The sequence below is a fragment of the Streptomyces sp. NPDC057474 genome, from assembly GCF_042802555.1.
Lineage (GTDB): Bacteria > Actinomycetota > Actinomycetes > Streptomycetales > Streptomycetaceae > Streptomyces.
In genome coordinates this window covers 22,344-40,306 of record NZ_JBHVDX010000018.1, presented here as the reverse complement: position 1 = coordinate 40,306, position 17,963 = coordinate 22,344, and the positions used below count along the sequence as shown (strand labels likewise).

Sequence of the window (17,963 nt, the reverse complement as noted above, 5' to 3'; positions counted from 1 at the left end):
CCGAGCCGTTGGCGTCAGCGCAGGGTGAGCGGCGTCTCGGAGGTGACGTGGCTCAGCTTCTCGGGGTTGCGGACGAAATAGAGGCCGGTGATGCGGGCGCCCTCGACACGGACGGCCATGACGCCGTCGAGCTCGCCGTCGCGGTGCACGGCGAGTGCGGGACTTCCGTTGACCACGGTGGGCTCCCAGGTGATGGTGGCCTCGACCTTGGCGGAGCTGCCGAGATAGAAGCGGACGATCTTCTCGGCACCGATGATGGGCCTGAGCGCAGCGCGCTTGACGCCGCCGCCGTCGCTGAGCAGGACGACATCGGGGGCGAGTACGTCGAGGAGGTCCTGTGGGTTTCCGGTCTCGATGGCGCGCTGGAAGGACTCCAGTGCCGTTCGGGTTTCCCTCGGAGAGGCCGTCCGACGGGGCCGGCGGGCGTCGACGTGCCCGCGGGCGCGGTGCGCGATCTGGCGTACGGCCGCCGGGGTCTTGCCGACGGCCTCGGCGATCTCGTCGTAGTCCACCTCGAAGACTTCGCGCAGCACGAACACCGCCCGCTCGGTCGGGGAAAGACTTTCCAGTACGAGCATCATCGCCATCGACATGCTCTCGGCGAGTTCCATGTCCTCGGCCACGTCCGGCGAGGTGATCAGCGGTTCGGGCAGCCACTGGCCGACGTACGCCTCGCGGCGGCGCTTCATGGTGCGCAGCCGGTTGAGCGCCTGCCGGGTTGTGATCCGCACCAGGTACGCCCGCTGGTCGCTCACCTGTCCCAGGTCGGCCCTGACCCAACGCAGCCAGGTCTCCTGGAGGACGTCTTCGGCATCGGCCGCCGATCCGAGCATCTCGTAGGCGACGGTGAAGAGCAGGTTACGGTGGGCGACGAACGCTTCGGTCGCCAGGTCGGTGGTGTGGTCGGTCATCTCTCGGTCTCTCCCTCGAATGCCTGGTCAGGCTGGCCGCCCAGCGATGGCCTACGCCCCGCCGTGCTTGGCCTGCGGCAGTTGCCGGCGGTGGTCGTCCTTGGGCTTGGTGCGCACGACGACACAGGTGTTCTCAGCCGTGGGCGGCTGCTCCGTTCTCCCGTGGCCGGACCGTCTTCCCGACGGACGGATCCGGCGCGGCGGCCAGGCGGAGCTTGCGCTTGGGCAGGCCGAAGGTCGGGTGCGAGGTGCCCCACAGGGACATCTTCACGATGCCCGCCTTGATCCGCGCGGCCTTCCGGCCGCCCACATACTTCGGCTTCGCCCGCGCTTCGTCGTCGACCATCTGCAGGATCCCGTCCCGCCGCCCGAGGCTGATGTGGTTGCCCAGGTACTCCAGCTTGGTGTTCGCGATCTTGCGGCCGCACAGGCGTCCCACGATCGCCTCCGTGGCCTGCCGGCCGGTGTAGCCGGCTGAAGCGCAGGACATGGGCAGCGGCCGGCCGTTGTCGCCGATGGCATAGGCGCTGTCGCCGACGGCGTAGACGTTCGGGTGCGAGACCGACCGCATGGTGCGGTCGACGACGATCCGACCGTTGTCGGTGACCTCAAGACCGCCGGCAGCGGCGATGGGGACGGCCGCGAACCCGGCCGTCCACACGGTCGCGTCGGACGCCAGGACCGTGCCGTCGGCGCACAGCACCCGCGTCGCTTCGACGGCCTCGACGCCAGTGTGCTCCCGGACAGTGATGCCCAGCCGGTCACAGGCCCGGCGCAGATGGCCGCGGGCTCCGGCGGCGAGCTGGGTGCCCAGCTCGCCGCGGGCGACCAGCGTCACCGACAGGCCCGGCCGGGATTCGGCGATCTCGGTGGCGGTCTCGATGCCGGTCAGCCCGTCGCCGACGACCAGCACGCTCCCGCCGTCGTCCCGCCGGCTCAGGCTGTCCAGGCGCTCGCGCAGGCGCAGCGCCGAGGCCCGGCCGGTGACGTCGAAGGCGTGCTCGGCCACGCCGGGGACGCTGTGGTCGGCGACGTGGCTACCGAGCGCGTAGAGAAGCGTGTCGTAGCCGAGCTCGCCGCCGCCGTCGGCGTCGGCCACGGCGACGACCTGGCGCTCGGGGTCGACGGCGGTGACACGGGCCAGGCGCAGCCGTATCTCCGTGCCCCCGAAGACGTCGGCGAGGTGTGGAGCCTCGATCTCCTGGCCGGCCGCGAGCTGGTGCAGCCGCAGCCGCTGGACGAAGTCCGGCTCGGCGTTGACCACGGTGATCTCGGTGTCCGCCGGGGACAGTCGGCGGGCCAGGGTCCCGGCCACGTAGGCCCCGGCATACCCGGCTCCGAGGACGACGAGGCGGTGCTTCATGAGTTGCTCCTGTCGGCTCGCTTGCTCCCGGCGAGTTGAGTGGAACGGCGCCGCGCGTGCTGACGGGAACTGACACCTGCGTATCCGCTGCCGATCACGACCGCCTCGATCTTCTCGGTCATGCTGTCTCCTCTGTCTCAAGGGGTTCGGCCTCAAGACACCGCGCGACTGATCGTTGTGACAGCCTGTGAGGCAGATCACTCCATAGATGTGGGCTCGGCACGCGAAGTCCTCACGCAGCTCCACAGGGGCCCGCGTCGAGGTCGGCAGGCGCCAGCCGAAGCTCACCACGGACCAGACCGCACTCGCCCAAACGGTCGTGGTGCCCGGTCCAGCCGCAACGAGGCCCACGTTCACTGACCCCCGGCTCTGCGCGGCCATCGTGGACCGCCTCACCTTCGGCGGCAACATCATCGAGACCGGCAGTGACTCCTACCGCCTCGCCCACACCAAAGCCCGCCAGCAGGCCACCGCAGCCTCCTGAGGTTCCTGATGCGGCAATGACATGGTGGCGGTCGTGGGCGTTAGCGAATGGCTCGTTGTTGGCGTGTGCGACCAGCGTTGGGTGCCAATCCGGGAGAGGCGCTCGGCTGCGGCGGGCTGCGGCGGGCTGCGGCGGGCTCCTGCGGATGGGCGGCCTGGTGTCCCGCGTCTCAATCTCGTCTACGGGCGGACGCTGCGGACGTTACGGTCGTGAACGTGTTGAGCCCAGCGGCGAGTAGGGACTTGGTCGTCGTCGGCTCCGGCATTGTCGGCGCATCGGTGGCCTATCACGCCGCCCGGGCGGGCGCCACCGTGACGTTGGTCGACGCCGGGCGGCCAGGCGTCGGCGTGACGGCGGACTCGTTCGCCTGGGTCGGCGCGTCTGGCGTGCGTAAGGGTCCGGCCGCCGGGCTGCGGGCCACCGCGACGGCGGAGTACCACCGGCTGGGGGCAGAGTTGCCGGGACTCCCGGTGACCTGGTCCGGCTCGCTGAGCTGGAACAGGCAGGACAGTGCGCCGGACGCCGGGCCCGGGCAGACGATCGTGGACGCGGCCACCGTGGCGACACTCGACCCCAACGTTCGGCAGCCTCCCAAGTGGGCTGTCTGGGCGCCGGGTGACGGCGCTGTCGACTCGGTGGGCGTGACCGAGCGGCTGGTCCAGGGCGCTCGCACCCATGGGACCCGGGTACATCTGGACACGCCGGTTACCGCGGTCCGCCGGGACACGGCGGGCCGGATCGCCGGGGTTGAGACGACATCGGGACCTCTCTCCGGTGCGACGGTGGTGCTGGCGGCCGGAGTTGCCACGGCCGCGCTGGGCGCGTCGCTCGGCGTGCGTGTCCCGGTCGAATCGTCGCCGTGCCCGCTGTTCCGACTCAGCGCCCCGGCCGGTCTGGTCCGCACCGTGGTCAACACCGAGGACTTCGATCTTCGGCAGGTCGCCGCGGACCGGCTGATCGCCGCCGCGGACTCGCCCGAACGGACCCTTGCCGCCGTCCGGGCCACTTTTCATGGCGCCGGGAGCGTCGAGCTGATCAGCACCCGACTCGGAGTGCGCCCGATGCCGGCCGACGGTGAGCCGATCGTCGGCCCGGTCGCCGAGGTCCCCGGCCTCTACTTGGCAGTGATGCACTCGGCGGTCACGCTCGCCGCGGCCGTGGGCCGCCTGGTCGCACGGGAGTTGGTCGACGGAACCGTTGAGCCGGCTCTGTCAGGTTGCCGCCCAGCTCGCTTCTAACGATCCCGATGGAGTGGACGGTTCCTGCCTGAACCGCCGCAAGCAGTCGCTGTTCTGGCCTGACAGCCCATCACCGTGAGGCCGCACTCGGCTCGCACCCAGGTGGGGCCAATCGAGTCATTCGCAACCGGCCCCATAGATCGCCACCCGGGGCCAAGGACTCGTGGCGGATTCCAGTCATCGTCGCAACACGGTGATCATTCCAGTGTTGCGACGAGCTTAGCGAAGAGGTTCGCGGGGGTGTTCCATCTGCCGCCAATTGCATCTGATGCGAACTGGCGACGGTATGCGCATTGCCGCCGCCCAGGGCATCAACCGCCCGACCGAACGCGGGAATTGAGCTGCTGCGTTGACGCTCACAGTAGCCGCTGATGAGGCATGGCCACCAGCAGCCCAGGGGGCTGACCTGCGGGTCTTCTGGAGACTCGCATAGGATGCGGTTTTCTCGCATCCAATGCGAGTGACGGAGAGTGGTGGATCAGTGGGGTTCAGCGGGGTGATACCGGGGGCGGCGAAGCTGCACCTGGTGGACGGGGTCGCGTTGCTGCGGCCGGAGGAACAGGTCTTCACAGCGATGCTGACGGGGTTCGCGAACCAGCAGTTGGCGCGGAATCTGGCCCGCACGACGGTGGAGGGCCGGGAGAACACGGTCAAGGCGTTCGCCGCGTATGTGAACACCTACCCGTGGCACTGGACGCCGGCGATGGTCGACGAGTGGCTCGGTGACCTGCGCTCGCTGCGCGACCTGAAGCGCTCCACGATCCGCTCGTACTCCGAGGCGGTGCGGGCGTTCTGCCACTTCGCCACCGACCCGCTCTATGAGTGGGCGGCGACCTGTGAGGAGCGGTTCGGCACCCACCCGGTCCAGGTGGTGCACGAGTGGAACACCGCGGTGCACGTCCAGGACAACGAGTCGGACCCGAAGAAGCGCGCGTTCACCAAGGCCGAGCTGCACGCCTTCTTCGCGCACTGCGACGACGAGGTCGCCCGGATCCGGGCCTTCGGCCGCAAGGGCTGGCTGCCCGCGTTCCGCGACGCCACCTTGTTCAAGACCGCCTACGCCTTTGGGACACGGCGCAACGAGACCCGGATGCTGGACGCCGCCGACTTCGGCCGCAACCCGCACGGCGCCGAGCACGGCGAGTACGGCCGCCTGATGGTCCGCTTCGGCAAGGCCAAGAAGGGCTCGCCGCCCAAGCGCCGCAGCGTGCTGACCGTGTTCGACTGGACCCCCGACATCCTCGACGAGTGGTTCACCGAAGTCCGCCCCCTGTTCGGCACCGCCAACAATCCTGCCCTCTGGCCCTCCGAGCGCGGGGCCCGGATCGGCTGCCAGCGCATCAACTCCCGCTTCATCACCTACCGCAAGGCCCTGGGCCTGGACGACGGGCTGGACTTCCACTCGCTGCGAAGGTCGTACGTCACCCACCTGATCGAGGACGGCTGGGACCCGCGCTTCGTTCAGGAACAGGTCGGCCACGAGCACGCCAGCACCACCTCGATTTACACCTGCGTGTCCTCGGACTTCCGCACCCGCACCCTGCGGCGGCATCTGGACGCCACCGTCGCCGCCGCGCTCCAGACCCAGGCCGGGAGGCAAGCATGAAACGCAAGGTCGGCTACAGATGGCGGCTGCGCGAAGTGATGGCCACACATCACGTCTTCACCGCCACCGAGCTGGTGCCGCTGCTGCGCGAGCGGGGCATCGACCTGTCCGCCTCCCAGGTCCACCGCCTGGTCTCCGGCACCCCCGAACGACTGTCACTGCAGGTCATGGCCGCGCTCTGCGACATCCTGGCCTGCACACCAGCCGACCTGGTGGCCACCACCGCCGAGAACGCCGGCGTCCGCAAGACCGCCACCGGCGACCTTCCCGTCCCGCCGCCTGCGGCCGTCGCGAAACTGCGGCCCCGTGCGGCCCGCATCCTGCCCGACGCATGAGCCGCCCCTACGCGACCGACGAGCAGTACGAGCGCTGGTTCATGACCGAGTGCTGCCGCTGCGGCCGCCGCAGGCACAAGGCAGGCAGTTGGCCGGACGGCTTCGTCTGCCGGACCTGCTCGGACCGCGCAGTACGAACGCGGGGAGTCTGCCCAGGCTGCAGCCAGGACCGGGCGCTTCCAGGGCGCCGCCCCAGCGACGGCGCCGCGATCTGCACCACCTGCGCCGGCTTCTCCCAGTCCTTCGCCTGCGCCCGCTGCGGCCTCGAGGACAAACTGCACGGTGGCCGACTCTGCACCCGCTGCACATTCGCCGACCGCCTCGCCGAGCTTCTGGACGACGGCAGTGGCCAGATCCGCCCCGAACTTGTCCCGCTGGCCGACTCCCTGCTCGCCATGGACAAGCCGCTGTCCGGCCTGACCTGGCTCTACACCGGCAAGGGACGGACCGACTCACCCGAGCACCTGCTGCGGCACCTCGGCCGCGGGGAGATAGCACTGACCCACGAGGCATTCCACCCTCTCCAACCCTGGAGGGCGGCCTCCCACCTGCGGGAACTTCTGATGGCCTGCGGCGTGCTCCCCGCCATCGACAAGCAGATCTGCTCGTTCGAGCGGTGGCTGCTCGGCCACCTCGCTGACATCACCGATCCGGAACATGCCCAACTCGTCCGCCGATTCGCGACCTGGGAAGTCCTGCCGAAGCTCCGCACCCGGGCGGAGAAGAAGCCGCTCACACCGGCAAGCCGCCGCTATGCCGGCGACCAGGTCAAGCACGCCACGGCCTTCCCGGGTTGGCTCTCCGAGCGCGGCCTCGCCCTGCCCACCTGCCGTCAGACCGACATCGACGCCTGGCATGTCGAGCACAACGAACACGGCCGCAACACCATCCGGGCCTTCCTGCTCTGGTGCATAGCCAGCAAGCTCACCCGGCGCTTCCGCCTGCCCGCCGCGGTGATCCGCCAAGCCTCCCCGCTCCCGCAGCACGAACGCGTGGACCTGCTCGGCCGCGTCCTGACCGACCACGACCTGCCGCTGCGGCCCCGGGTCGCGGCCGCCATCGTTCTGCTCTACGCACAACCGCTCAGCCGCGTCGTCCGCCTCACCATCGACGACGTGATCCACGACGACGACCAGGTCCTCCTACGACTCGGCGAACCACCAACCCCGGTCCCCGCCCCGGTTGCCGATCTCCTGCTCAGCTGGATCCCCAACCGGGACAACATGAACACCGCGACGAACCGCGACTCGCGCTGGTTGTTCCCCGGACGCCGAGCCGGGCAGCCGATGCACCCCGATGCCCTATCGGCACTGCTCAACGACCTCGGCATCCCCACCATCGCCAGCCGGGTCTCTGCGATCCGCGAGCACGTCCTGGAGATGCCCGCCCCTGTCATCGCCGACGCCCTCGGCTACCACCAAGTCACCACCGCCAAGCTGGCCGCACAAGCCGGAGGCACCTGGAGCCGGTACGCCGCCGGAGACCACCTACGGTCGCCATCGGGCTGGACGCCAAGGGCAACTGACGACAGTTGATCAGGCGAGCTCACCAGTAAGCGCCGGTTCAGCCGACCTCGGCGAGCACGTGGCCCGGTACCTCGGTGCCCGCGTCGGCGGTCCGTTCACCGTCCCGGCCCCAGGCACCGGCGGCGCCGCAGCCCACGCCGTCCTCGTTGTTGCCGAGGACGTTGCCGAGCACCACGTGGAGACCGAACTCCCGGGCCCGCACCGGATAGACCTTCTCGAACGAGTCGTTGTCGGCGGAGAGCGCCGAGCTCGCCAGATAGACCGTGCAGCCGTCGGCGTCGGCCCGCTCGGCGAGCTCCGGGAAGCGGTTGTCGTAGCAGGTGGCCAGCGCGAACCGGGTGCCGTCCAGCTCGAAGCGGCCGTCCCGGCCGCCCGCCGCGAAGACCTCCTGCTCGATGCCGTACAGGTGCTGCTTGTCGTACCGGGCGAGGAGTCCGCCGTCCGGACCGATGACGAGCGAGGTGACCGTGGGCCGGCCCTCCGCCGTGTGCACGGGACCGTTGACGACCGCCGCCGCCGAGACGGCGCGGCACGCCTCCCGTACGGGTTCGAGGCGGGCATCGTCCTCGGTGAGGACGAGGCCGGGGGTGTCCCGGATCAGCGTCGGCTCGTAGCCGGTCACGGCGAGCTCGGCGAAGACGACTATGCGGGCGCCGTCGGCCCCGGCAGCCCGGATCAGCCCGGCGATGGTACCGGCGTTGGCGTCGATGTCCCCGGCGACCGGGGCGAACTGGGTGGCTGCGACGATCATGGCCTCCATTATCGCCACCGACCGGGTCGCGGGAAACGGGACCCCACCAGTAGAACCTGGACCAGCGCGGGAGCCCTGTGCCTTCCGTGCAGCGAGGGCTCCTCGCCCAGTGCCAGCTTCTCGACGACACCCAAGGCGTCCAGGTCGTCCTGGTCCAGCGCAAGACCCGTCGCGAGTACGAGGACCCGTTGGAGATCACGGAAAGTCACTACCGCGCTCAGCAGCACCGACAACTCGCGACAGTTGAATACGCGAGCCCACCAGTAAGTTGAGGGTCTTGCGGGGGCGGCTGTTGAGTTCGGCGGCGACGAAGGCCAGGTCCTCGGCACCGAAGACGGACAGGTCGGTGCTCTTGGGGAAGTACTGGCGCAGGAGGCCGTTCGTGTTCTCGTTCGAGCCACGTTGCCAGGGGCTGGCGGGCTCGCAGAAGTAGACGGGGATGCCGGTGGCGCGGGTGAACTCGTCATGTCGGCTCATCTCGCTGCCCTGATCCCAGGTCACCGAGCGGGCCAGCTCGGCGGGGAGGTCGCCGAGGGCGTGGACGAGCGCGTCGCGGACCTGCTCGGCGCCACGGCCACCGGGCAGGTGGAGGAGTTTGACGTAGCGGGTGGAGCGGTCGACCAGGGTGCCGATCGCGGACCGGTTGTTCTTGCCGACGATCAGGTCGCCCTCCCAACTGCCTGCTATTTGGCGGTCGTTGAGCTCGTCCGGGCGGTGGCTGATCAGGGTGCCGGGGTCGATGAAGCGGGTGGCGCGCTCGTCGGGCCGGCGGCGTCGGCGGCGAGCGGGCCGGCCGCTGCGCAGGACGCCGGGGGTGCGCTCCAGGCCGCCGCGGTGCGGCAGATAGACGGCCTGGTAGACGGTCTCGTGCGCGAGGTGCCGCTCGGGCTCGTCCGGGAAAGCGGTGCGCAGGGCCTGGCAGATCTGCTCCGGGCTCCACCGCCGGTCCAGACGCTGCTGGATGAACTCCTTCAGCTCCGGGTCACGCCGTATCTTGCCCTCCTTCGAGCGGACCCGGCGCACGGCCGCCCGACGCTGCGCCTGAAAGGGGTGGTACTTGCCGGTGCGCGGGTCACTGTTGCGCCGCACCTCCCGGCTGATCGTGGCCGGGCTCCGGCCGAGCTCCCGGGCGATCGCGCGCAGCGAGTTCCCGGACCGGAGCAAATCGGCGATGACGAGCCGCTCGTCCTCGGCAAGGAACCGGTCTGAGGTCCCGTCGCGATGCCGCTCCTCGGTGATCGGCGCGTAGACACGCTCACGCCCGGTCTGGTCGACTTCCTTGCGTCCGTACCGCCAGCGAGTCCCGGTCCTGCGGTTGATCCCCACCTCGCGGCACGCCGCCGAGTTGCTCATCCCTTGCGCCATGAGGCGAAGGTAATGATCACGCTTGTCCGCCAACGGAGCAGGTCCGCGCTTCTTCGATGTTCGCCGCGGCTTGGCCATCGCAACACCCCGCAGGGTCAGGTGTTGCAACCACCTCTAGAACCCAAGCGTTCCGCCGGGGCCAGAAGACTCATTCGAAGCCAGGCCGCTTGCGGCCCACCGATTCAGTTGTCTGTGCAAGGTCTCCAGGGTGACGTCGCCGAAGCGGGCGGAGATTTCACGGGGTTGCCGGAAGCGTGGGGTCTTCCTGGAGGAGTGCCCGCGGACCCCGTCGGCAGCGCCTGCCGCGTGAGTCGCATCCGGAAGTCATGGCCGGGTCGTGAGGTGGTCGTTGAGCTGTTTGAGGCGCTGCCAGGCGGTTGTGTCGGTTCCGTCGCCGAGGAAGTAGTGGAAGGCGGGGCGAGTCGCGGGACCGAGACGTGTGGGGCGTGTCGTGGGGGCGGCTTCGGCGATCGTACGGCTGACGGCGTGTACGGCGTCGGGGCCCAGGGTGAAGGAGAGCGGCGCTGGGGGCGGCTCGCGGTGTGGCGGGGTGGTCAAGTCGGCGCGGGCGTGGCACAAGTGGATGAGCATCGAGGTGAGGTGGTGCCGAGTGGTCAGGGCCTCGGCCAGATCTGGCAACACGTCGAGTGGCGCGGGCTGGTCGGCGGTGTATCCGACGGCAAGAGTGATGTGCTCCTCGACCCCGGTGGGGGTGTGGGTGATGCGGAGGGTGGCGATGGCAGGGTGGTCGGGGGTACCGACGGCGACCAGCCAGGTGGGAGCCGACTTCTGGGCCCGAGTGCGGGCAAGTTCCGTCAACTGGCGTGGTGACCAGGGCAGGTTGACGGGCTCGGCGGTGGACCAGCCGGCGGGTGGGCCGCCGGTGAGGGTCTGCCAGCAGGTTTCCAGTGTGCCGCCGAGGAGGAGGTGTTCGGAGGCTGGGCGGGTGGTGCGGATGGTCAGGATCAGCTGTTGCTCGCCCACGTTCTGTGAGGCAGCGGGAGGCGTGAAGGCTTCCGCGAGCCGCAGGTTGCCGTTGATGGTCGGTGCCGGGGTGAAGTGGCTGGCGTGCCAGTGCAGTACGGCGCCGGTGAGCCCGTCGTAGTAGCCGCCCTGCGGATCGCGGATGATCCAGCGGGCGGGAAGGCTGGTGAGCAGGGCGCGTGCGGGCAGTGTCAGGCGGGTGCTGGGCGGGGTGACGATCTGCACTTCACGATCTGATGCCACGGCATCTTGCAGGAGGTCGCTGAGCCAGGTGGTTGCCGCGACGACAGGGCGGTCCTGGAAGACCACGGCCGCCTTGTCGGTGAGCACATCGACGGGTAGTGGTTGATCATCACCTGCTGTGGGGGCGGCATCCCTGTTCTCGGAGGGGACGCTCACCACCCGGGTGTGGGCAGCCCCGGGCGGCCAGCTGGTGCCGCCCAGTACCGCAGTCATCCGTCCTGCCACCGAGCCTGCCAGCCGCCCTGCTTCCTCCACCGCCGTGATGGCCCGAACCTCGGTCCACCACACCGGCGCCTCGGCCGGCACACTCTCGCCGAGCAACCGGCTGACCTCGCCCGGGACCTGAAGGAAGAGCGGCACCTCGACAGTCACCAAGGGCTGTCCGTCAGGCGCGCGCAGCCGGATGGCCGCACCCTCGAAGACACTGTCCACCCGCAGGTCGGGCCCGCCCGCGTACAGCCCTGCGAGCAGGGTTCGGGCGTCCGGCATCTTCGGAGTGAGGGCGACGAAGTCCTGTGTCATGGAGTTCCTACACGCGCGGACAGCGGCAGTGAGAGATCAGAGGGAGCCGACGTCGACCGGGTGCCCGAGGCGCGGCGCTGCGTGGAGCCTCGGGAACGGCGTTCGGCGTCGAGGAGGAGTTCACGTCTCGAACTCGTTGAGCCAGCTGCCCTCAAGGAGATGCTTGGGCAGGTACTCCGATTCGACGTCGATTGGGAAGCCGACATCGCGAGCCAGGCATGCGACGGCCAGTGGGCCGAGGGCTACGAGCCCGGAGCTGCTGCTGTTCCGTTCCTCGTCCTGGGTCCAGTAGTCCTTGTGCCAGCGCAGGGCGTCGGCCAGCGCCTCGTTGAACTCGTCCGGCTGCCGGGCGACATACCTGTAGAACAGGTTGATCGGCGGGTACAACACCTTCTGTACAAGGTCGGGGTCGGCGACACGGAGGGCTTCCGGAGCGGTGCCGTCCAGGGCGGCGGTCAGCAAATCGCCGATGTCTCCGCCTCGCAGCCAGGCGGATTGCAGGGCCTGGACCCATGCGTAGACGTAGTCGTCGAAGACCGCACCGGAGTCGCGCAACAGCGACACGGGGACGCGGACAAGCTGGTCCATGCGGTCCTGCTCGCGGCAGACGACAGCGAGCCAGAAGGCGGTCAGCCAGTTCCCCGCATTGGTGTAGTGCTGCGGCCCCGTGGCCGGGATGGTCCGCACCTTGTCCGCGATGCGGCAGGACACCGTCTCCTGCGTGGTGGTGGCCGAGGCGAACAGGGCCGATCCCACCTGCATGGCGGTCACCCATGCTTCCCAGGTGGGGAGATTCGCTGCCCTGGGATCAGCGGCGCAGTGCGTCTGCGCCGCGAGCATCGACGTGCCGAGCGCCAGGTTGAACCGGTCCGAAGACCCTTCCAGGGCGTCGATCCTGCGGCGGGCACTCATGTCGAGCTTATCTGCTCGAATTTCCGCTCCGTCGAGAGGGAAATCGTGCCGCGGCACGGTTACCGCCATCCCTAGGTCTCCTTGCCGATGTCGAAGTACTTCATCTCGTAGCCGTTGTACTTGTCGCCTGCCGGATTCGCTCTGATCTCGACGTAGTCGAGGGTACGGGCATCCAGGGCGTCCATCAACTCGCCCGCCAGGTCAATCTCTCCGCGATCCTCCATCTTGAGGATTGTCGCTTCGAAATACTCACGGGTTCCTTGCTCAACCTTGCGTCCGGTGCCCAGGTCGCGCGTGCCGAGATCAGTTGTGAGCGAAGCCTTTGCTTCGACCACGACGATCCTTCCCCCTGGTGTGCGCCATATCTGGTCGAACCTGAAACGTCCGCGGCTTCCGTCGTCCAGGCGTGTCGAACCTGCGAATTCGTCGGGGATCGCGTGGAATTCTGCCGCGTTCTCTCCCAAGTCCTCGGCGGCATCCCGGGCGGCGGTATGAGTTTTCTTGTATTCCTGAACCGATGTTTCCAGTGCGGATTTGTTCTCGGGGGATTTGTCCGCGTCGTATGTCGCCTGGGCGGCCTGTTTCTTCTTCTCGGCCGCCATGTCGAGGTCGATCGCCCGCCGCCGCTGTGCCGCGCTATCACTGAGCAGGGAACGATGCGCCGGGTCCACGGTCGCCGGGTTGCCGATGACGTCCCCGGGACGGTGCGTGGCGCGTTTGAGGGGGAGTTCGTCCGCTGTCCAGGGACGGTTGGGGTCTCCCGTGGACCGGAGCTGCGGAAGGTCGTTCCCGAACTCGTCCTTACCCTCGACCGAGAGGCGCCGGCCGTTCTTCCGGTAGTGCTCCTTGCGCCACTGCGGATCGTTGTTGGCCTTGTCGACCTGCTCACGCAGGATCTCCTCATCGGACATCCCGTCCCGATGGGATCCGCCGCCTCCGCTGTCACCACTCCCGTCGGCGGCATGCCGACCACTGCCGCCCCCGCCGCGGCCGGTGTGACCGCCTGAGCCGTTGTCCGGGGCGGATGCCCCAGGAGACCCGTGCTCGGAGGCTGCTCCTCCGTGAGTGCTCGGCCTTCCGCCGTCATGGGTGCCGCCGCCGCTGTCACCGCCGTCGGCTGCTGAACCGTTTCGTCCTTGCGCTGGAAGCTGCTCGCCGACGCCCGTGGAGGCCTCAGGCGCCCGAGGACCAGCTCCGACCAGGGCCTTCTCTCGTGGAGGTGCCTCCACGGGCGAAGTGCGTTCGGCGGCCGACCGCTCGTGTGGCGCGGGGGTCGTATCGGGGACGCCGCGGTTGCCGGGAATGAACTCGCCGTCCTCGATGCGTACTTCGGAGCCATCGGCGAGACGCAGGGTGCTGTGCGTGGCGTCCGCTGCGGCGGCCGCGTCCGTGGCCGCGTGGAGGCCGGTGGTCACCTCGCGGATGGTGGGCAGAGCACGTGCGGCTGTGGAGACGGTCCTGGCGGCGGCGCCGATCGGGTCGAGGATTTCACCGGCCGTGGCGAGGGTGCCGGCGACGCGGGCGCCGGCCCCGCCCTTGCCCACGGCGGAGAGGCCCTTGGCGGTGGCTCCCAAGGGGCCCGCGCCGAGGGTGAGGCCGTTGAAGACGAGGGTGCCCGCAGCCTTGCCCGGGTTGTCGTCCCAGTCGTCCCAGCCGACAAGGCCCTTGGCGAACTCCTTCGCGTACGGCCGGCTCTCGTCCATGAACTGTTCCTGCCACGGCCCGAAGGTCGGTTCCCGGTCGCCGTGCGGGTCCAGCAGATACGATTCCGCGCCCACGATCACCCGGGCCAGGCCCTCGCGGGTCGCGTCGCCCTCCTCGCCCGGACTGAAGAGGTTGACCACGCCCTCGACCGTGCCGACGACGTTGTCCTTCAGGCTGAGGCCGAACTCCTTCAGGTGGTAGTCGATGCCAAAGGGGAGCGCCTCATGGTGGGCCGGGGTGCCCCACGGCAGCCGATCCGCTTCGGCGAGCTGGTCGGTGCTGAAGCCGTAGGGGTTGTCCTGCTTGGGACTGCCGTCGTTGATGTGCCACTGGGTGCCGTCGACGAGGGCGGTGATCTTGTCGGCGCAGGTCACCTCGGCCTGCTGGAAGGCGGCGACCGCCGCGTTCACCGCGTCCCAGATGGCCTGGTGCTCGTCGACCTTGTCCTGGTCCTTCTGCCAGTTCTGAAACAGGCCGTCGTCGCCCTCGACCGACGCCACGAACACCCGCGCCTGGCCGCGCAGCGCCTCCAACTGACGGACAATCTCCGTGACTTCGACCATGTAGTCGGTCAGCGCGTTCGCCACCGTGTCCAAGTCGTCCGCGAACGACGACGACCTCGACTCCACCGCCTGCGTCGTGGCGAACAACTGGCCCGCCTCCGGGGCCTTGTACGACGACGACAGGTTCTGGAACCGGGTGTGCACGTCACCACCGTGCTCCCGGATCGCCATCGCCGCCCGCCGCATGGCGGCAACCTGCTGCTGCAAATCGATCAGGTCACCGGTGAAGCTGGGTATCTTCTCCGGGCTGATCACGGCTGCTCACCGCCGCCGGTCGGCGTCCGCGCCTCGTACGCCCGCTTACGGGCCGCCTCCAGGAACTCCGTCACATCCGGGGCCAAGGTCGCCTGCCGCTGGGCGTTCCACGCCTGCTCCAGCTCCCCGGCGCCGTACGCGTTCGTCGCCTCGATCGCCCCGTTCGCCGAATTGCTCGCACGTAGTGGCAGGAACGCAACATCCCGCTCCGTACCGATGACGAACTCGCCCAGCGCGACAGCCACCAGACCCGACGCCTGACCCGCAGCCTTTGTCGCGCCCTCGCCGTCGAACGACAGCGTGCCCACCGACTCCATGGCACCCTGCACGGCCCCGCCGTACAGCGTGATGCCCTTGTTCATACCCTCGGCGGCCTCCCGCACCGTCGAGATCACCGCCCCTACACCGGCAGGCGAGATGTCCCACCCCGTCATACCAACCCCCGCGAATCCCCCGGCCGACGCACCGCCACAGTCACATCTCAGTCGTGACTCAGCATCACATACGCCACTGACAACAACGGTTCATCAGTATCAGGCAGTTGTTGCAGGAGCAACGCAGTTCAGGCCAAGGCGTGTTGCTCGGACTGCTCGGCACCACCTATGGGAGAGGCGAGGGAGAACCAGGTGCAGACGGCGTATCAGCGGAAGCGACCAAATTTGTCAGCGGTCAAGTAATTCGGCTGACCGTCGACAACCCGAGCTGCCGGTTGACGCCGTCGCTGATGTGGCCAACGACGCCACCAAGCTCGACGGAGATCCAGCCTTTCGAGGAACGCCGGGCTCAGGTGGAGGAGGCCCTCTTCGGCTCCCCGCCCCTGGCGTCCGCGCTCCTGGTCGAGGACGAAGCCGGTGACCAGGAAGCCTCTTCTGGAGGCCCTCCCGAGCGGCGGGTCGTGATCATCATGTGCGGCTGCACGGTCCTCGCTCCGGGCGTGGAACCGGTGCTCAGCCACGAGCACAAGCAGATTGAACGACAGCAGTACGAGGAGGGACTCGATGGGCTGCCAGCCCTCCCTCGGCACGCGATCACCGCTCGCGCGCATCCCTCCAGTAGTCACGGAGCATCTCGGTCGGCCACGAAGGCTGTGTGACAGGGCCGCGCGGGAGCATCTCCTTGAATACGGCCACGAAGTCGATGACCGGTGTGCCGTCGACGGCGTCGAGGTCCGCCACGTGGAGGTCGCGCCCGTCCACTCCGAGCAGGCGGGGGAACGACGTCGCGATGCGGGCGGGGCGACGGTGGTTGCGGTGTACGAACGTTCCGGTCGCCGGCCACTCCGGGTTGTTGCGAGGGCTGCGGGCGTGCAGCGCGACGTCGCTGGGTGAGCCCTCGGAGAAGTACCAGGTGACCTGGAGATGCGAGAACTCCTCGATTCCCTGCAACGTGTCGAGGGGGTAGTCCAGGCGCAGCCGGATGATGGATTCCACGCCGCCCTGGAAGTCGTCGCCGACCTTCAGATGGCCCCCGACAACCGTGGCGACGATTGGCACCTCGATGGACTGTGCGGTCACAACTGCCCCTTCTTTCCCTCCAGATGGGATGCCCGGTACCTGTCCGCGCCGTGCGCCCCCATCGTCATGGCGCGGTCAGGCTACCCGCCTGAGCACGGCCTTGGCTCGTTCGTCGATCTCCGCTGCCGCGCTGATCCCGCGGTTGCGGTACGGGGAGAGAACCCGGCGCATGTTGATCACCGCCTCGCGGGCTCGACCGGAATGGACGCCGTTCATGGCGTCCAGGGCTTGGGCCCAAGTGCTGCACGCCGCCTCGACGTTGCCCTGACTCGCCTGCGCGGCGCCCAGGTATCCCAAGGTCACCACGTGAGTGCGACCGAAGGCACCGGTCTCCCTCGTGTGGACGCTGCGCCAGAACTCGTCCTGGGCTCCCTGGAGGTCGCCGAGAGCCCAGAGCGTGCGAGCTGTTTCGTGCGCCAGGCTGGCCTCGGAGAAGAACCAGACACGGGCGGGTTCGTCATCACCGGGCTTTGCCGCTGCGAGGTCGTCCTCAGCCCGGAGGAGGGCTACACGCGCTTCGTGGCGCTGTCCGGCCGTGGCCAGGCTCCGCGCCCGCACGACGCCTAGCAAGGCTCGTTCGCGGGGAGTCGCCAGGGTGTACCGCTTGTGTTCGACCGAGGCCGTCGCGATGTCCACGGCTTCCTTGGGGTGGCCGAGATCTGTCGCCTGGTGGGCCATGGCACGCAGGACGTGGCCGGTCAGTGGTGCGTCCTCGGCCTCGGCCGCCAGCTTCACCGCCAGGGTGAAGTACCGCCGGGCGGCCTCGTGGTGCGACGCGTCGAAGCTCATCCAGCCGGCGACGTACACCAGCTCGGCAGCGGCGGCGAAGAGACGGCAGCGCGTCTCGTCACTGGCGAAGACACCGCCGACGTACGTCGCGACGTCGTCGTAGATGTACTGGTAGAGGGCTGTCCGGCCGTCCACTCCGCCTTGGCGTTGGTCGCGCTTCGAGAAGAACTCGGTCATCTCCTTCACCGCGTTGATCTCGGCAGTCCCGACTCTCCGGTTCGTCGAAACGGGGCGCGATCGGGCACGCTCGGGGGCCTCGTCCCACCACGTCTGCCCAGGCAGGGCGAGTCCGGTCACCGAGTAGGCAGTACCGGCCAGCACACGGCGTCGCTCCAGGTCCACGTTGCTTCTCCCCAGATCCACCAACGCACTCACCGTATCGACGTGCCATTCGGATGCCATGACCGCACCCGAGTTCGGCGCTGTGAGCCCGACCTCGGCTGGAGTGACGGGGCGTTGGAGCCGACGGGACAACGTCTCGCTCAAGATAAGGGGCGCCCGCCCGGAGGGTTCCGTTCCCGCGATCCACATCGCGATGTGCGAGCGGCTGGTGCCGAGCAGCTCGTCGGCGCCGACCTCGGCCGCAACCCGTACGAGGGCAGCGGCGACCTTCGGCTGCGACCAGCCGGTTTCCGCAATCACAGCGGCAAGCTTCTCGTTCCGCTCGCGCCTCATCGTGCGCCCCTGTCCACAAGATGATCTTTGACGGGTTTGACGGCATCGCCGACCGGTGGGGGATACCAACCCACCGTGATTCACGGTTCGCTCAAGGTCAACCAAACCACCAACGGGCTTTCTCCCGGGAGGAATTCGGTGAACGCAATCCAGACGTACGGCTCTGGAGACCGGATGCCGCCGGGCGGGCAGAGCCATGTCTCCGAGCCTGCCCAGGCCAGAG

General features: G+C 68.9%; 15 protein-coding genes and 1 pseudogene. 5 read left to right on the top strand and 11 right to left on the bottom strand.

Annotation, left to right across the window (positions count from 1 at the left end):
- Positions 1-14: 14 nt before the first annotated feature.
- From ACFU53_RS07785 to ACFU53_RS07775, 3 genes are all read right to left on the bottom strand, one after another.
- On the bottom strand, positions 15-911 hold the full coding sequence (locus ACFU53_RS07785) for an RNA polymerase sigma-70 factor (RefSeq protein ID WP_383987265.1): 897 nt from the start codon (positions 909-911) through the stop codon (positions 15-17).
- Between the two features lie 133 nt (positions 912-1,044).
- The gene (locus ACFU53_RS07780; RefSeq protein WP_383987262.1) at positions 1,045-2,274 is read right to left on the bottom strand and encodes an NAD(P)/FAD-dependent oxidoreductase; all 1,230 of its coding nucleotides are present in this window, start codon (positions 2,272-2,274) and stop codon (positions 1,045-1,047) included.
- Positions 2,271-2,396: a hypothetical protein gene (locus tag ACFU53_RS07775; protein WP_383987259.1), complete on the bottom strand. Its 126-nt coding sequence runs from the start codon at positions 2,394-2,396 to the stop codon at positions 2,271-2,273. Before ACFU53_RS07775 ends, ACFU53_RS07780 begins: the two co-directional genes overlap by 4 nt.
- 227 nt (positions 2,397-2,623) lie before the next feature.
- Between ACFU53_RS07775 and ACFU53_RS07770 the strand changes: the two are divergent.
- From ACFU53_RS07770 to ACFU53_RS07750, 5 genes and pseudogenes are all read left to right on the top strand, one after another.
- Positions 2,624-2,758: pseudogene (locus ACFU53_RS07770) on the top strand (AAA family ATPase); the annotation flags it as partial.
- A gap of 215 nt (positions 2,759-2,973) precedes the next feature.
- Entirely contained in the window at positions 2,974-3,996 is a 1,023-nt protein-coding gene (locus ACFU53_RS07765; protein ID WP_383987257.1) for an NAD(P)/FAD-dependent oxidoreductase, read from the top strand.
- A gap of 481 nt (positions 3,997-4,477) precedes the next feature.
- Entirely contained in the window at positions 4,478-5,602 is a 1,125-nt protein-coding gene (locus ACFU53_RS07760; RefSeq protein WP_383987254.1) for a tyrosine-type recombinase/integrase, read from the top strand.
- Positions 5,599-5,937 carry a helix-turn-helix domain-containing protein gene (locus tag ACFU53_RS07755; RefSeq protein ID WP_383987251.1) on the top strand — a complete coding sequence of 113 codons (339 nt, stop codon included), beginning with the start codon at positions 5,599-5,601 and terminating at the stop codon, positions 5,935-5,937. The genes ACFU53_RS07760 and ACFU53_RS07755 overlap by 4 nt, the downstream gene beginning before the upstream one ends.
- The gene (locus ACFU53_RS07750) at positions 5,934-7,472 is read left to right on the top strand and encodes a hypothetical protein (RefSeq protein WP_383987249.1); all 1,539 of its coding nucleotides are present in this window, start codon (positions 5,934-5,936) and stop codon (positions 7,470-7,472) included. The genes ACFU53_RS07755 and ACFU53_RS07750 overlap by 4 nt, the downstream gene beginning before the upstream one ends.
- A gap of 28 nt (positions 7,473-7,500) precedes the next feature.
- Here the strand turns inward: ACFU53_RS07750 and ACFU53_RS07745 are convergent, their stop codons facing one another.
- The 8 genes from ACFU53_RS07745 to ACFU53_RS07710 form a co-directional block, all read right to left on the bottom strand.
- Positions 7,501-8,214: a carbon-nitrogen hydrolase family protein gene (locus tag ACFU53_RS07745; protein ID WP_383987246.1), complete on the bottom strand. Its 714-nt coding sequence runs from the start codon at positions 8,212-8,214 to the stop codon at positions 7,501-7,503.
- A gap of 195 nt (positions 8,215-8,409) precedes the next feature.
- Entirely contained in the window at positions 8,410-9,567 is a 1,158-nt protein-coding gene (locus ACFU53_RS07740) for an IS30 family transposase (RefSeq protein ID WP_383987366.1), read from the bottom strand.
- Positions 9,568-9,903: 336 nt separating this feature from the next.
- Positions 9,904-11,328: a DUF6177 family protein gene (locus tag ACFU53_RS07735; protein WP_383987243.1), complete on the bottom strand. Its 1,425-nt coding sequence runs from the start codon at positions 11,326-11,328 to the stop codon at positions 9,904-9,906.
- A 120-nt stretch (positions 11,329-11,448) separates the two neighbouring features.
- The gene (locus tag ACFU53_RS07730) at positions 11,449-12,240 is read right to left on the bottom strand and encodes an immunity 49 family protein (protein WP_383987240.1); all 792 of its coding nucleotides are present in this window, start codon (positions 12,238-12,240) and stop codon (positions 11,449-11,451) included.
- A 71-nt stretch (positions 12,241-12,311) separates the two neighbouring features.
- Positions 12,312-14,762: a hypothetical protein gene (locus ACFU53_RS07725; RefSeq protein ID WP_383987237.1), complete on the bottom strand. Its 2,451-nt coding sequence runs from the start codon at positions 14,760-14,762 to the stop codon at positions 12,312-12,314.
- Complete coding sequence (locus ACFU53_RS07720) at positions 14,759-15,196, bottom strand: DUF6507 family protein (RefSeq protein ID WP_383987235.1); 438 nt, start codon at positions 15,194-15,196, stop codon at positions 14,759-14,761. Before ACFU53_RS07720 ends, ACFU53_RS07725 begins: the two co-directional genes overlap by 4 nt.
- Before the next feature lie 594 nt (positions 15,197-15,790).
- Positions 15,791-16,276: a TrmO family methyltransferase gene (locus ACFU53_RS07715; protein WP_383987232.1), complete on the bottom strand. Its 486-nt coding sequence runs from the start codon at positions 16,274-16,276 to the stop codon at positions 15,791-15,793.
- Between the two features lie 75 nt (positions 16,277-16,351).
- The gene (locus tag ACFU53_RS07710; RefSeq protein WP_383987229.1) at positions 16,352-17,707 is read right to left on the bottom strand and encodes a Tat pathway signal protein; all 1,356 of its coding nucleotides are present in this window, start codon (positions 17,705-17,707) and stop codon (positions 16,352-16,354) included.
- Positions 17,708-17,963 lie beyond the last annotated feature (256 nt).